This is a genomic window from Rhodococcus sp. Leaf278 (genome assembly GCF_001426085.1).
GTDB lineage: Bacteria > Actinomycetota > Actinomycetes > Mycobacteriales > Mycobacteriaceae > Rhodococcoides.
The window spans coordinates 168,386-183,748 of the sequence record NZ_LMRR01000007.1 but is presented as its reverse complement, the minus strand read 5'-3'; the positions used below and the strand labels follow the sequence as shown (position 1 = coordinate 183,748).

Sequence of the window (15,363 nt, the reverse complement as noted above, 5' to 3'; positions counted from 1 at the left end):
GTAGCGCAGAATCGGGGGAATGAACCGCCTCGCCCGAATCCTCGACGCCTCGGATCCGGGGCAGGTGCGGCTGCGCAGCGCGTCGGCGACGACGCTGACGGTGCTGCTGGCGATGGTGATTCTGCTGCTGACCACGCGCGCCATCGGTCAGCCGGTGACCGTCGCGATGCTCGGCACCGTGGTCGCGATGCAGGCATCGGCGGCAGTGAAGGACAAAAACCAACACAGTCGGCTGATCACCACCGCACTGATGGCGCTGCCGGCCTCGGCGGCAGTGACGTTGGCGTCGTTGCTCTCCGAGCTCGGCAAGGTGGCCGACGTGGGCTTCATCGCTGTCCTGTTCGCCGCTGTATGGGTGCGCAGATTCGGTCCGCGCGGCACGGCGCTGGGCATGGTTGCGTTCATCTCGTACTTCTTCGCCTTGTTTCTCCGGGCGACCCCGGGGCAGGTTCCGCTTCTGATCGCGGCGATCGTCGGCGGGGTCGTCATCGCCCTGTTCGTCCGCGCTGTGATCTTTCCGGACCGTCCGATCGTGGAGGTGCGGCGGCTGCTCTACGCCATGCGTGCGGTGTCGGTGTCGGTGCTCGAGGCAGCGTCCGCAGGAGAAGGTCGAGATCTGGAACTGCTGCGCCGCAGGCTCGATCGGCTCGGCAACACCGCCCTGATGATCGACGACTGGCTCGACCGGCACGACGCCGGACAACTGCTCAGCGTGACCAGTAGCGATCTGTCGCTGCGGGTGTTCGACGCCCAGATCGCCACCGAGCAGCTCGTCAGCTCTCTGTGGGCACTCGACCCCGCCAAGCCCTGGCCGACCGCACTGGGGCAGGCGACCACCGCACTGGGATCGTGTCTGCAGAACTCCCCGTCCGCGGAGCAGCTCAAAGCCGCGCGACGGTTGGCCGCCACTGCGGCCGAGCGCGCCGACCCATCGACTCCTGCCGGTATTGCGACAGTGTCCGCGCAGCGAGCCGTGCAGGCACACATCGCCATTCATCACATCACCACCAACGCCGTGGCCGAAGCGTCGAGTCCCCGGGCGGACGATGCCCAACCGGTGGACAAGGACAAGCCTGCCGGTCTGAACCCCAGTACCAAGGCTGCCATTCAGGTCGCCGTCGCCACCAGTGCAGCAACGGTATTGGGCGAGCTGGTCTCGCCGGACCGCTGGTACTGGGCCGTGCTGACGGCGTTCCTGGTGTTCACCGGGGCCTCGACGCGCGGCGAAATTCTGACCCGAGCCGGCCAGCGCATTCTGGGCACGATGGCGGGAGTGCTGGCCGGAGTGGTGATCGCCGCACTCGTGGGAAACGATCAGCCCGTCCAGTTGGTGTTGATAGTCGTCTGTGTCTTCTTCGCGTTCTACCTGGTCACCGTCGCGTACGCACTGCTGTCGTTCTTCGTCACCATTCTGCTGGCGATGCTCTACGGGTTGCTCGGCACCTTCAGTATCGAGGTGCTCGAATTGCGCATCGTCGAAACTGCGGTGGGCGGTGCCGTCGGCATTGCGTCCGCGTACTTCATCTTCTCGACGGGGACGCGAAAAACTCTGGTGGACAAGGTCGATACGTATCTCGATCAATTGGACGCCCTGATCGATACCAGTGTCGAATCGGTGATCACGCCGGGAAACGCGACCGATCTGGTGGCGTCGACACGCACGCTCGACAACGCGTTGAAAGAGGTCGTGACGGCGGGAAAACCGCTTGTACTCGGGCCGACGACTCGCAGCAGGCGAGGGGCGAAGCGGCTACTGCGAGTGCTGACCGTCAGCGGCCGATCCGCACACGCACTGGCGCGAGCCGGAGTGCTGGCGTCGCGCGCAGAACCGGAGACGGCACCCTCGGCCGATACTGCCCACGCTCTGCGCGACGCTGCGGCGGTGGTGCGTGACACTGCCCGGCAGGTCGAGGCCGCTATCGCGGGCAAGCATGTGGATCAGCCCGAGAAGGTTACCGACACAACGGTATTGAATGTGTTGCTCACCAGCGCGAACTCACCCGGGGCGGTGCGAGTCGCGGTGCGGGCGCTCAACACGATGAACCGGACCCTCGCCGATGTGCTGACTCGGGCTTGACCTTCACACGGTGACAAGGTCTTGGCTCATGGCCATGATCGAACTACTTCGTAATCAGAACTCGTCTGTGCGGCTCCGGGCTGCGCTCGACATCGGGATATCGCCTGACCCGAAATTTCTGAACGCGCTGATCGAGCGGTGTGCCGTCGAACCGGATTTTCAGGTGCGGGAGATGTTGACGTGGGCGCTGATTCGCTATCCCGCGGCATCGACGGTGCCCAGGCTGATGGAGGAAGTGCGCACCGGCGGAGCGCCGGCCCGCAGCCAGGCGTTGCACACGTTGTCGAAGGTCAAGGATCGTGCGGCCTGGCCGGTGATCACCGAGCCGTTGGTCTCCGACGCCGACGATGACGTGGCCCGAAGCGCGTGGCGGGCGTCGGTCGTCCTGGTGCCCGAAGGCTGCGAGCAGTGGTTGGCGACAACGCTGTCCACTCAGCTGGGACGAGGCGGGCGCGAGTTGCAGCGCAGTCTGAGTCGCGCGCTGGTGGCACTCGGGTCGGTGATCGAGCCGATGTTGCGGGAGGCCGCGTCGAGCAAGGATGTTGCTGTCCGCGCCCACGCACTGGCCACCGAGTCGCTGCTGCTGGACCCGGATGCCGGATTCGCAGTGTTCGAAGCCAAGCGTGTGGATGCACTTGGCGCAGCCGACCCGACGGGGTGAGATAGGACGGTGTTGATCGGTGAGGTGGCGCGGCGGTCCGGGGTCAGTGCGCGCATGCTGCGGCACTACGACCGGCTCGGCCTGATTCAGCCGACCTCGCGGAGCAGTACCGGCTACCGCGAATACTCCCCGGAGGATGTTCGACGCCTGTTCCATGTCGAATCGCTCCGATCGCTGGGTCTGTCGTTGCACGACGTCGGCCGTGCGCTGGACGATCCGAGCTTCGCGGCGGCGGATCTCGTCGACGAGCTCGCTGCCTGCGCCGAAGAGCGCATCGCCCGCGATACGGAGCTGCTGACGCGGTTGCGTCGCATCGGGAGCGCCCGACCGGAGGATTGGGAGGCCGTGCTGGGCGTCGTCGGTTTGCTCGGTGACCTGGACTCGGTGAGTGCGGGAAAACGGCAGTCGGCAGCGTTGGCGGCGGTCGGTGATCGGACCGTACCGGCGGAGGCCCTGGCCGAGGCAGTGCTGCGCGAACCCGCAACCAACGTGGCCGGCGCGCTTCGGTGGGCTCTCGCACAGTCGGGTGGCCACGCGATCGCGCCGCTTCGGCAGGGCCTGGATTCACCGGACCCCGAGGTGCGTCGCCGCGCCGTCGATACCGTCGTGGAGATTGCCCACCCCGACGCCACCGAGGTGTTGCGTGAGGCGTTGGTCCACGACGACGCGCAGATCGGACGCGTTGCCGCTCTGGAACTGGCGGCCCGAGGAATTGCCGACGCCGTTCCGACGCTGATCGAGATGGTCCACGACGGAACGAACGATGTGGACGCCGCAGATGCACTCGGAATGCTGGGATCCGACTCCTCGACAGTTGCGGCTCTGATGGACGGGATCGACGATGTCGCCGTGAGACTGCGAGTGACGCAAGCCCTGGCCAGCATTCCGGGACCGGCAGCCGTGCAGGCGTTGCAGGGCTTGACCCGTGACGCGGACCGATCGATCGCACTCACGGCCGAGTACATCCTCGGCCGGAGCGAATGATCCCTTTCGGTACCGTCGAGTTCATGAAGGCATTCGGATTGTTCGCGGCACTGATGATCACGTTGACTGCCTGCTCCACCGCCACCACCCCGGCCGCGCCCACCGAACCCGTTGCCGAGAATCAGGTCACCGTCGCCGACCGGATGTTCTCGCCGCAGTCTCTGACGATCTCTGTGGGAGAGACGGTCACGTGGGTTTTCGCGGACCGAGGGATGGCGCACAACGTCGTCGCCGACGACAACTCGTTTCGCAGTCAGCTCATGGAGACCGGCCGGTTCACCCACACCTTCGACACCGCGGGCACGTTCACCTATCACTGCACGCCGCATCCCGACATGACGGCATCTATCGTCGTCGAGCCCTGAAACTCCTAGGCTCAGGGGCATGACGGCACCGACCCGATCGCGCAGCATCGCCGCACCCCTCGGTGTGGCCGCTGCGGTTGTCGGTGGGGCAGTGCTCCTGCATGTGCGCGATCCACGAACCTCGACCTATCTGCCCTGCCCGTTTCACGCCCTGACCGGACTGTGGTGCCCCGGGTGCGGAACGACCAGGGCTTTCGGTGACCTCACGCGCGGAGACTTCGCGGCTGCTGCGTCGAGCAACGTCGTTGCGGTTGTCCTTGCGATCGTTGCGGTCGGGGTGTGGGCCCTGTGGCTTCGATCGCGCTGGACCGCTCGTCCGATGCCGCGCCCGCGAGTCCATCGTCCGACGGTCATCGTCCTGATCGCTGTTCTCGCTGCTTTCACGGTGGTGCGCAACACTCCGTGGGGCAGCGCACTCGCCCCGACCTGACAATCCTGGGAGTAGCTGTGCTGCTGCAAATCTTCTCGATCATCGTGCTGCTGGGCGTACTCATCGCGCTCATCCCCACGGCCCGACGCGTGTTCAAGAAGGGTGACGACGAATGAGCGACTCACTGCGAGATCGGGTGCGGGCGAAACTGCTCGCCCAGATCGCCGACGACGGAGGCACACCCGCCGAGCAGGCAGAGGGCGACGACCCGCGCCTGAATGCCCTGCGCGACGACCTCGAAGCACTTGACGCCGCCTCGGACGGGGACCCGGTGATCGACGACATCGCCGCCCGCCACTGGGTGCCCTGACCGCCCTGCCCCTGGGGAGTCAATGTGACGTTCGGTGGCCTTTTCGACGGTCAATGTCACGTTGAGTGGACTTTGTTGGGTCCCGAATCGGTGCACCGTTGAGGTGCATCTAGTATCTATGTTGTGCTCGAGACGAAATCTGCTGCCGATACGGCGTACGCGACGGTCAAAGAGCTCATAGTGTCGGGTGATCTGCCCGGCGGTGAGCTCGTCAGCGAGGGTGAAATCGCGGCCCGGCTCGAGATCAGTCGTACGCCCGTACGTGAGGCGTTTCTGCGTCTGCAGGTAGAGGGATGGATGCGTCTGTACCCCAAGCGTGGGGCACTGGTGGTGCCGATCGCGGTGGGTGAGGCGGAAAGTGTCGTGGATGCGCGTCGCCTCGTCGAGGCGGGAAGTGTTCGCGCGTTCATCGGCGATGCGGGTGCCCGCTCACGAGTGGTGGATGCACTACGCGAAAACCTGCGATTGCAGGAACAGTTGGCGCTCGACGGCACCGCCGCGCAGTTCAGCGCAGCCGACGCCGACTTCCACCGCATCGTCGTTCGAGCCGGTGGCAACCCGTTGCTGGACGCGTTCTACGACGGACTTCGCGAGCGACAGCGGCGGATGACCGCGGCCTCGGTGACGCGCGATCCGGGCCAGATCTCACGCATCGTCGACGACCATCGCCGACTCACCGACCTGATCGAGGTCGGTGACGCAGACGGATTCGAGCAGGCCGTCGAACAACACATGCTCGGGGTGCACGGCCTACGACCGGACAGAGGGGGAGCACGATGAGTGAAACGCTCACGAACGACCGAGACATCGACACGACGGCACGACGCTGGCTGCTGGTCGCGTCGGGCATGTTCGCCGTCGCATGGGGCGGAAACGAATTCACGCCGTTGTTGGTGATGTACCGGCTCGATCACGGCTTCTCGGCAGTGGTGGTCGATACGTTCCTGTTCGCGTACGTCCTGGGCATCATTCCGGCGATGTTGATCTGCGGGCCGCTCTCGGATCGACTCGGCCGACGCCCGATCATGTTGCCCGCGACCGCAATTGCCGCGGCCGGCTCCATTCTGATCGCACTCGGACCCGACAACGCATACATGCTCTTCGGCGGCCGTGTGCTCAGCGGCATCGCACTCGGTATCGGAATGGCCGTCGGCGGCAGCTGGGTCAAGGAGCTCTCGAGCCGCGACGCGACCGCCAAGCCGGGTGCCGGAGCGCGCCGGGCCGCAATGTCGCTGACTGCGGGCTTCGCCCTCGGTGCCGGAGTCGCCGGTGTGCTCGCGCAGTGGGCCCCGTGGCCGACGCACCTCGCCTACAGCGTGCACGTGCTCATTTGTATCGTCGCCGGCATCGGCATGCTCTCCGTTCCCGAAACTCGCACTGCAACAGTGGCATCGAAGAATCGGAAGCTGCTCGACGACCTTCGGATCCCGTCCGCATCGCATCGACGGTTCCTGTTCGTCGTGCTTCCGTTGGCCCCGTGGGTGTTCGGTGCTGCGAGCGTCGCCTACGCGGTGCTGCCGTCACTGATGGCCGACGCGTTGGCCGATGAGCCCGGTGGCGGCTACCCCGTTGCACTCTCTGCGGCGATGGCGGTGATCGCCCTCGGATCCGGATTTGCGATCCAGGCCGTCGGACGTCGGATCGACACACCCGCCAATGCGCGTGGCGCTCTGGTTGCGCTCTCTCTGTTGGTGGTCGGAATGGCTGTCGCGGCGTGGGCTGCGTCAGTGTTGACCATCGCCGCGGCCTTGATCGCGGCGGCCGTGCTCGGTTGTGGGTACGGCATGGCGTTGGTCTCGGGTTTGCAAGAGGTGCAACGCATTGCGGGCCCCGACGACCTCGCCGGCCTAACCGCGGTGTTCTATTCGTTGACGTACCTGGGCTTTGCGGTGCCCGCCGTGCTGTCGGCGCTCACCGAGACCTGGCCCGGAGTGGTCACCTACCCGATCATCTTCGGATTCGGCGCGGTGATGGCCGCAATTTGCGGCCTGGTGGTGCGAGTGCGCGTTTTGCGTACCTGGAGGGGCGCAAAACGCGCACGAGGGGAGGCTGCCGTTTGGTCCGACAAGGCGTTGGGTAGCCCTCGGTGCATGAATACGAACGGACGTGCTCCCGCCCGTCGGCGTCGCTTCGGCTCCGAGTCCATGATCACCGCGCTTGCGGCGCTTGCCACCGTCGGGGCTCTGGCCGGATGCTCGAACGACCCGGTCACCACACAGGACTCCGGCGCAGCGGAGGAGGTCGGCACCATCGACTTGCAGAATGTCTCTGTCGGAGCCGAACTCACCGGTGCCACGCCCGAGGGTTCCGCCTCGGCGTACGGCAACGCAACGCTCGAATTCACGGCCGTGAACGAAGCCGAGACAGAGACCGACAGACTTCTCGAGATATCCTCTCCTGCAGCGACTTCAGTGTCGATCGACGCCACCGCCGACCAGCTCGTCATCGAACCGGGCACGTCCATCGCGGCCGGGCAGGCGGTGGAGAACCTGGACGCTGGAGACGACGGAACCGACCGTCCGTTCACCGTGGCACTCGAGTTGGCCGACGGAGAACTCGCGCCGGGAACCTCGATTCCATTCACCTTCGAGTTCGAGCGCGCAGGATCCGTCACCGTCGACGCCCCGTTCGACGTATACGAGCCAGGCGAGTCGACCGACACGGCGCGCCCCCTTCCTCCGGAGGTCACCCCAGCGCCGTGACGCACGTCGGCGGCCCGAACCGGGCGGATCGCTGCGGGCCGACCCGTTCGGATCTAGGATCAGCGGCATCATGCTGCAGTCCGCGCGCACTGCCCCGCCGCATCGGGTCCCGCCGACGGTGGCGCTCGCGGGTGCAACCGTGTGGAGCCGGCGGGAGGCGTACTGGTTTTTGATCGGTGTGATCGTTCCGGCCGCCTGCTGGTCCAGGTATCCCGCGCTTGTCCCCTACGTGTTCACGGTCGTGTTACTCATTGCCCTGGGAATCCGCGTGGGGAACTGCGTGCGTTGGATGTCCATGCTGCGCTGGGGAGTGATCGCCGACGTCGAGACCGTGGACACCGCCCTGCGCGGCGCAGGCAATCTTCACCTCGCGCACGCCACCGGCTGGAACGTCCAACGACGTTGGTACACAGGGATTGTCACCGAATCCGCGGTGCGGTACCGGGCCGGGGAAGCGCACGGTCACCTGTTCGTTCGGGGACTGCCGTTCACCACCGGTGTGGTGCTCGCGCACTCGAAGCAGCCGTCGTCTGCGATGGCCATCAGTGACTTTCCGTGTGACCTCTACCTGGACGGCAAGGGTCGCTGGGCGGCGTCGTTCCCGAAAGGTTTCTGGAAGCAGGCACTGGCGACAGTGGCACTGTACGGCTGCGCCGTCGCCGGGTTGACGGTCTCGCTGGGTTATCGCTGACGACGGTAATCGGCTCCCCAGACTTGGATTCAGGCCTCCGATTGCAGGCTGATTTTCGGAACTGAGGAGCCGATTCGCGACGGAGGACTACGGCAACGATGGAAGCTGCTTGTCGATCAGCCATGCGTCCCACAGGGTTCGGGGGCAACCGAAGCGGGAGGCGAGGTCGGTGAAGTCAGCGGTTGCCACGGTGGAGTAGCGGTACTTGGAGGTCCATTCCTGGATCAGTCCGAAGAAGCGCTCGTCGCCGATGGTGCGTCGTAGTGCGTGCAGGGCCAGCGCGCCGCGCTTGTAGACGCGATCGTCGAAGATGCGCTCCGGCCCCGGATCGGTGAGCTGCAGATCCATCTCGAGCCCGCGCTGAATGGTGTGCGCCCGCTTCGCCTTGTCGTGAGCCGTTGCGCCGCCGGAGTTCTCGGCCCAGATCCACTCCGAGTAGCAGGCGAATCCCTCGTGCAGCCAGATGTCGGCCCACTTGCCGAGGGTCAGCGAATTGCCGAACCACTGGTGCGCCAACTCGTGCGCCACCAGACGCTCGTAGTACCGGGAACCCGAACAGTGATTGGCCCCGAAGATCGACAGCCCCTGCGCCTCGATCGGAATCTCCAGATCGTCGTCGGTCACCACTACGGTGTACGAGGCGAAAGGGTAAGGGCCGTAGAGCCGTACGAAGGTGTCCATCATCTGCGGTTGACGGCCGAAATCGTGGTCGAACTGTGCGCGCAGTCGCGGGGGAGTGATCGCCTTCATCGGCACCGGACCCGGGCTCACGATGCGATGCTCGTACGGACCGATCTGGATGGTCGCGAGATAGGTGGCCATCGGCTCGGGCTGCTCGTACACCCAGGTGGTGCGGCTGGCACGAGTCTGCTTGCGTACCAACGTTCCGTTGGCCACCGCGTAGTACGGCGAATCGGTGGTGATGGTGATGCCGTAGCTGGCCTTGGACACCGGATGGTCGTCACACGGAAACCACGACGCGGCACCGTTCGGCTGACTGGCGACGAGCGAGCCCTCGGTGAGCTCCTCCCAACCGACCTCACCCCACGAACCGTTGATGGGCTTCGGAGTTCCGCCGTACGTCACCGTCACGACCAGCGCCGCGCCCGACGCGATGGGCTTTGCCGGCGTGATCTTCAGCTTGCCGCGCTGGTGGCTGAACTTCACCGAACGCGACCCGTTGACCGATACCTTCGACACGTTCATCGCCGGGCCGAGATCGAACGCGAACTTCGACACCGTCGCAGTGGTGACGGCGGTGATCTTGGCCTTGCCCGCCAGCCGGTTGCTCTCCACCTTGTACTCGAGGTCGAGCTCGTAGCGTGAGACGCGGTAGCCGCGGTTGCCGTTCTGCGGAAGATACGTATCGATGGGGTTGTCACTGGAATCGACGTCGAACACCGGTGCCACCAGTCTGCCTGCCACGATCACCCCTCGTTTCGGTCGTCGCGAATACGCGGAAAGGGATCACCCTTGGCCCACGGCGCGATCGGATTGCCTTGCCAACGAGTATGCGCGGGAACCGTATCGCCGCGCATCACCAGGGAGGCAGGGCCAACCGTCGCACCAACACCTATACCCGATGCGGGCAATGCGACACAGTGCGGTCCCAAGGTTGCCCCTGCGCCGAGATCGACCGTGTCCATGGACATGATCCGATCATGGAACAGGTGCGTCTGCACAACGCACCCTCGGTTGACGGTCGCACCGTCGGCCAACGTCACCAGATCGGCCTCCGGCAACCAGTACGTCTCGCACCAGACACCGCGGCCGATGTCGGCACCGAGCCACCGCAGCCACATGTTGAGCACCGCGGTGCCCTCGGCCGCGCGCGCGAACCACGGCGCGGCGACGGTCTCGACGAACGTGTCGGCCACCTCGTTGCGCCACACGAACGAGCTCCACAGTGGATGGTCGGTCTTACCGATCCGGCCCACCCACAACCACTTCGCCAACGCCGACACCGCGGCAGCCACAAATCCGGCGACGAGTAGGACGATGCCACTGAGCAGCGCAGCCAACCAGTACCCGACGGACTCGGCGATGGCGGTGAGACCGAACAGCACTCCGAGCCCGATCCCGAACGTCACGACGACGGGAATCAACCGGCACGTCTCGACGAGGGCACGAGCGATCTTCAACTTCCGAGGAGGATCGAACGTGCGCGACGAGTCCGCGCTACCGGCCGCCCGACGCAGTCGCACCGGTGGGCTACCGAGCCACGACGAGCCCGACTTCGCCTTGTCCGGCGTCGCGGACAGCACCGCGACCAAGCCGTTCTTCGGCACGGTTCGCCCGGGCCCGGTCATGCCGGAGTTTCCGAGGAACGCTCGCTTGCCCACTTTGGCGTCGCCCAGGTGCATCCAACCGCCGCCGAGTTCGTAGCTGGCGACCATCGTGTCGTCGGCGAGGAAGGCACCGTCGGCGACGGTGGTGAACTTGGGGATCATCAGTACGGTCGACGCTTCGACGTCCTTGCCGATCTTCGCGCCGAGGAGTCGGAGCCAGTGCGGCGTCAGCAGCGATGCGTAGAGCGGAAAGAGGAACGTGCGCGCCGAGTCCATCAACCGTTCGGTGGCCCAGACCTGCCAGCCGATGCGGCTGCGCACGGGATGGTATCCGCCGACGAGTCCGATGCTGAGCAACCGCACCGCGACGACGGTGATCAGTGCGAACACCGCCAGCGACACCAGCGTCGCGACGGGCAACATCACCAAGCCACGTTGGAAGGCGTCGAGCACGGAGTCGGCGGTGTGGATCCACCACCCCATCAGCACGAGGCTGACGCCGATGGAGAACAGTGCCATGCCGGACAGGAAGAGGGATGCGACGCCGTACGCGAGTACCCAATGGGTTGCGCGCGGCGGTGTTTCGGCGGGCCACGGATGATCGGCCTTGCCGACCTTCTGCGCCGGCGAACCGGACCACATCTGCCCGGCCTTCACCCGTCCGACGACGGCGGAGCCGGCGGTGACGACCGCGTTCTTGCCGACCTTCGTTCCTGGCAGGAGTGTCGAGCGGGCACCGACGGTGGCACCGGCGCCGATCTCGATGCCGCCGATGTAGACGAGATCACCGTCGATCCAGTGCCCGGACAGATCCACCTCGGGCTCGATGGAACAGCCGTCGCCCAGCTCGAGCATGCCGGTGACCGGCGGCAGCGTGTGCAGGTCGACGCCTTTGCCGATCTTCGAACCGAGAGCGCGTGCGTAGTAGACCATCCACGGCGCACCCGACAGATTGGAGGCACCGCTGGCATCTGTCAATCGTGTTGCCGCCCAAAGCCTTATGTGCATGCTCCCACCGCGTTTGTACGCGCCGGGTTTCAATCCGGCCAACAGGATGCGAGATCCGATCACCGAGATCGCCATTCGCCCGACCGGCGTGATGAACAAGAGGAATGCAATCAGAATCCACCACCACGACAGTGTCGGAGCCCACGACACGTCGCCGAACCACGACATCACGTTGAACAGCAATCCGAGCCACGTGACCCACTGCAACCCGGTCAAGGTGGTCAACGGAACCGTCGCCAGGATCTGCGCCCACTGCGCGGTGCGCGATGTCGGGGCGACCTCCCGCGGAATTGCCTCGACCACCGGCTTCAGGTCGTCGAGATACTGTGCGAGCGAACCCAATCGGGGATGGTCGTACAACTGCGCGACGGTGACCTCGGGGAACCGCTCGCGCAACGCTGTCACCAGCTGCGCGGCAGACAAGGATCCGCCGCCGTTGGCGAAGAAGTCGGCGTTCTCGTCGTTGACTTGAGCGCCGAGGATGTTGGTCCACAGCTGCGCCACCCACCCCGCCGTGCCGCCGAGTGCCGACGCGCCCGCCGAGCCGGGCAATGGCCACGGCAGCGCATTGCGGTCGACCTTGCCCGAGGTGCGCGTGGGCATCTCCTCGACCAACGCGAGCCGTGGAACCAGCGCCGACGGCAGCTGCTCGGCCAACAGCGTTCGGGCGGCTTCGAGATCGAAATCGGGGTCGGTACTGGCGAGGTAGCCGACGAGAACCGAGTTACCCGCACCGGTCTTGCGCACGGCTGCGGCGGCACCGCTGACGCCCGGAAGTGCTTGCAGCGCATTGTCTATCTCGCCCAGTTCGATGCGTCGACCACCGAGCTTGACCTGATCGTCGGCGCGGCCCTGGAAGAGCAGGCCCTCGAGTTCGAGCTTGACCAGGTCGCCACTTCGATAGGCCCGATCCCAACCGAGCGAGGGCATCGGCGCGTACTTCTCGGCGTCCTTGGCCGGATCGAGATACCGCGCCAGACCGACGCCACCGATGACGAGTTCACCGATGTCACCCACCTGCACGGGAGCGCCCGACGCGTCGACCACCGCCAGGTCCCACCCGTCCAACGGCAATCCGATGCGGACGGGACCGTTCCCGTCCATGATGGCCGCGCACGCGACGACCGTTGCTTCGGTGGGGCCGTAGGTGTTCCAGACCTCGCGGCCCTCGACGGCGAGTCGCTCGGCCAGTTCCGGGGGGCATGCTTCGCCGCCGAAGATGAGCAGCCGCACTGCCTCGAGTGCGACCGCGGGCCACAGCGACGCGAGGGTCGGCACCGTCGAGACGACACTGATGTCGCGGGAGACGAGCCACGGGCCGAGATCGAAGCCGGACCGCACCAGCGACCGCGGCGCGGGCACCAGGCACGCGCCGTGCCGCCACGCCAACCACATCTCTTCGCACGAGGCGTCGAACGCCACCGACAGGCCGGCGAGTACGCGATCACCTGGGCCCAACGGATCCTTCTGTAGAAACATTCGCGCCTCGGCATCGACGAACGCCGCCGCGTTGCGATGACTGACCGCAACGCCCTTGGGCGTACCCGTCGAACCCGAGGTGAAGATGACCCACGCATCGTCCTCGGGGGTAGGCGGTCGGGCGGTGTCCTGGGGGACGTCCTGTTTCGGGGCGGTACCGGCCGCGATACCGCCCGCGGTGACGATGGCCGTGACCTTGGCCTCGCCGAAGACCAGCTCGGCACGCTCTTCGGGATCGTCCGCGTCGACCGGAACGTACGCGGCACCGGCGGCAAGGATGGACAGAATGGCCACGTAGAGCGAAAAAGAACCCGACGGCATACGGATGCCGACGCGATCGCCGCGCCGAACGCCCGCATTGGCGAGCCATTGAGCGCCCTCGGCGATGTCGTCCAACAGCTCCGAGTAGCTGACCGACACCGCGCCGTCGTCGATTGCCGGGGCGTCGGGAAAGCGATGGGCGGTCTCGCGGAGAACGTCGATGAGCGTCCGGGCGGGAGGAGCGAGCGACGAGCGAAGAAACGCCGCCGGGGCAGGCGCGATGTCCGCGCTCGAACCCGGCAGATCGTTCTCTTGATGCACAGACAACCGGGCGTCCTTCTCGTTCGTTGGCAAGTGACTCTGTAGTGCTGGCGAGCAGCAGCGCCGTTGGTTATCTCACGTTCTGTTTGCCAGCAGGTGAACGAGCGCACGCTCCTACCGCGGAAATCCTACTGCTGCAGACGTGTGAGTCCCGGCTTGACAAAACTGCAGCGGGTTTGCAATGGTTCTGCCCACGGTCACGAGTACCAGCATCAAGCCCCGGCTTGCTGGTCGGCAACCCTCCTTCGCGGTGGGGTGCTCCGGGTGACGACCAGGCTGACGCCGGAAAACCGGCGCGGCAAGCGCGGACTCGTTCACGAACTCTTCGGTTGCGGGTCCCTCGAACGTGAGGGCTTGATCTGTCATGACGTCTGTACTTTCCCGCCCCTGTGCTCCTTTTGCCCCTGTTTCGGGCACGGATCTGCAGGTACCCCTGGTTCAGGGTGGCACGTGCACCTACGCCAACTTCGACTACGCGGCCAGCGCACCGGCCCTGGCGGCAGTGACCGATCGGATCGCGGAACTGCTGCCGTTCTACTCGAGCGTGCATCGAGGTGCCGGCTACGCCTCGCGGGTCTCGACGGCCGCCTACGAGAAGGCTCGGGTAACTGTCGCCGATTTTGTTGGTGCGCAGAATGATTCGGTGGCGGTGTTCACGCGGAACACCACCGACTCGCTCAACCTGCTGGCTGCGTGTGTGCCGGGCGACACCGTTGTGCTCGATATCGAGCATCATGCGAACCTGCTTCCGTGGCGCGATCGCCGAGTGGTGGTGGCCGCATCGTCACTGGCCGAGACCATCGCGCGTCTCGACGCCGAACTGGCCGCGAAACCCGCTGCGCTGCTGGCGATCACGGGGGCATCTAACGTCACTGGTGAGGTCCTCCCCATTGCGGAACTCGCCGCACTGGCGCATCGCCACGGTGCCAGGATTGCAGTGGACGGTGCTCAGCTCGTTCCGCATCGCCGCATAGACATCGCGGCACTCGGCGTGGACTACCTCGCCTTCTCCGGGCACAAGCTCTACGCCCCGTTCGGGGCGGGAGTGCTTGTGGGCACACGTGATTGGCTCGACGCCGGTGAGCCGCACCTGGCCGGTGGCGGTGCGGTTCGGAGCGTGAGCATCGATCACACGGAGTGGGCCCCAGCGCCTCAGCGCCACGAGGCCGGCACCCCCAACGTGCTCGGAGTGGCCGCACTGGCCGCAGCCTGTGAGGCCATTGCAGGATTCGACGACGCCGAGCTGCAGGCACACGAGCACGAATTGTCGTCCCGACTGCGTTGCGGCCTGGCTGATCTGGACGGCGTCGAACTGCTGCAGGTGTGGGCCGACGCGCCCGATACCGTCGGCATCGTCACCTTCACGGTGGCCGGACGCGACCCGGGTGAGGTGGCTGCGTACCTCTCCGCCGAGCACGGCATCGGAGTGCGGGACGGAAAGTTCTGCGCGCACCCGCTGCTCCGCCGGCTGGGCCATGCGGACGGCGCGGTTCGAGCCAGCATCGGTCTCGGCAGTTCCTCGGCCGATGTCGACCGACTCGTCGATGCACTCGCCGCCCTGGTCGAGTCGGGACCGAACTGGGACTACGCGGAGGACGCCGGCTGGTGGAACCCCGTACCCGACCCGAGACCGTTCCCCGACCTTGCTGATGGTGCCGCCGGGGTTGGATCCCCGTGCACCCCCTCGGACGGTTAGCATGGCGTCATGACCGTGAGTGTCGCGTGGCTGGGCAACCGCCACTGGTGCAACAGATATGTGGATCTGTGCCGCACTGCGTCCGGCTCG

11 protein-coding genes, 1 pseudogene and 1 riboswitch are annotated in these 15,363 nt (G+C 66.0%); of the genes and pseudogenes, 10 read left to right on the top strand and 2 right to left on the bottom strand.

All coding sequences use genetic code 11. The features are described from left to right. Positions 1-19 precede the first annotated feature (19 nt). The 9 genes and pseudogenes from ASG84_RS09345 (at position 20) to ASG84_RS09305 (ending at position 8,220) form a co-directional block, all read left to right on the top strand. Entirely contained in the window at positions 20-2,077 is a 2,058-nt protein-coding gene (locus tag ASG84_RS09345; RefSeq protein ID WP_082520888.1) for an FUSC family protein, read from the top strand. Positions 2,078-2,105: 28 nt separating this feature from the next. Continuing rightward, positions 2,106-2,738, top strand: a complete 633-nt coding sequence (locus ASG84_RS09340) for a HEAT repeat domain-containing protein (protein ID WP_057476731.1) — start codon at positions 2,106-2,108, stop codon at positions 2,736-2,738. Between the two features lie 9 nt (positions 2,739-2,747). After that, the gene (locus tag ASG84_RS09335; protein WP_057476730.1) at positions 2,748-3,722 is read left to right on the top strand and encodes a HEAT repeat domain-containing protein; all 975 of its coding nucleotides are present in this window, start codon (positions 2,748-2,750) and stop codon (positions 3,720-3,722) included. A 23-nt stretch (positions 3,723-3,745) separates the two neighbouring features. Further along, complete coding sequence (locus ASG84_RS09330; protein WP_057476784.1) at positions 3,746-4,087, top strand: cupredoxin domain-containing protein; 342 nt, start codon at positions 3,746-3,748, stop codon at positions 4,085-4,087. 19 nt (positions 4,088-4,106) lie between these two features. Then, complete coding sequence (locus tag ASG84_RS09325; RefSeq protein ID WP_057476729.1) at positions 4,107-4,517, top strand: DUF2752 domain-containing protein; 411 nt, start codon at positions 4,107-4,109, stop codon at positions 4,515-4,517. A gap of 112 nt (positions 4,518-4,629) precedes the next feature. Continuing rightward, a complete protein-coding gene (locus ASG84_RS09320) occupies positions 4,630-4,827 on the top strand; it encodes a hypothetical protein (RefSeq protein WP_057476728.1) in 198 nt (65 codons plus the stop codon). A gap of 123 nt (positions 4,828-4,950) precedes the next feature. Beyond that, positions 4,951-5,607: a GntR family transcriptional regulator gene (locus tag ASG84_RS09315; protein WP_057476727.1), complete on the top strand. Its 657-nt coding sequence runs from the start codon at positions 4,951-4,953 to the stop codon at positions 5,605-5,607. Then, positions 5,604-6,812, top strand: a pseudogene (locus ASG84_RS09310) (MFS transporter); the annotation flags it as partial. The gene ASG84_RS09315 and the pseudogene ASG84_RS09310, both read left to right, overlap by 4 nt. Before the next feature lie 787 nt (positions 6,813-7,599). Then, positions 7,600-8,220: a hypothetical protein gene (locus ASG84_RS09305; protein ID WP_057476726.1), complete on the top strand. Its 621-nt coding sequence runs from the start codon at positions 7,600-7,602 to the stop codon at positions 8,218-8,220. Between the two features lie 87 nt (positions 8,221-8,307). Here ASG84_RS09305 and ASG84_RS09300 read toward each other — a convergent pair whose 3' ends face one another. Further along, positions 8,308-9,645: a M1 family metallopeptidase gene (locus tag ASG84_RS09300; RefSeq protein ID WP_156399440.1), complete on the bottom strand. Its 1,338-nt coding sequence runs from the start codon at positions 9,643-9,645 to the stop codon at positions 8,308-8,310. Positions 9,646-9,647: 2 nt separating this feature from the next. After that, complete coding sequence (locus ASG84_RS09295; protein ID WP_235581604.1) at positions 9,648-13,577, bottom strand: Pls/PosA family non-ribosomal peptide synthetase; 3,930 nt, start codon at positions 13,575-13,577, stop codon at positions 9,648-9,650. A gap of 195 nt (positions 13,578-13,772) precedes the next feature. Then, positions 13,773-13,888, top strand: a riboswitch (SAM riboswitch). A 53-nt stretch (positions 13,889-13,941) separates the two neighbouring features. Between ASG84_RS09295 and ASG84_RS09290 the strand changes: the two genes are divergently transcribed. Beyond that, positions 13,942-15,273, top strand: a complete 1,332-nt coding sequence (locus ASG84_RS09290; protein WP_057476724.1) for an aminotransferase class V-fold PLP-dependent enzyme — start codon at positions 13,942-13,944, stop codon at positions 15,271-15,273. Positions 15,274-15,363 lie beyond the last annotated feature (90 nt).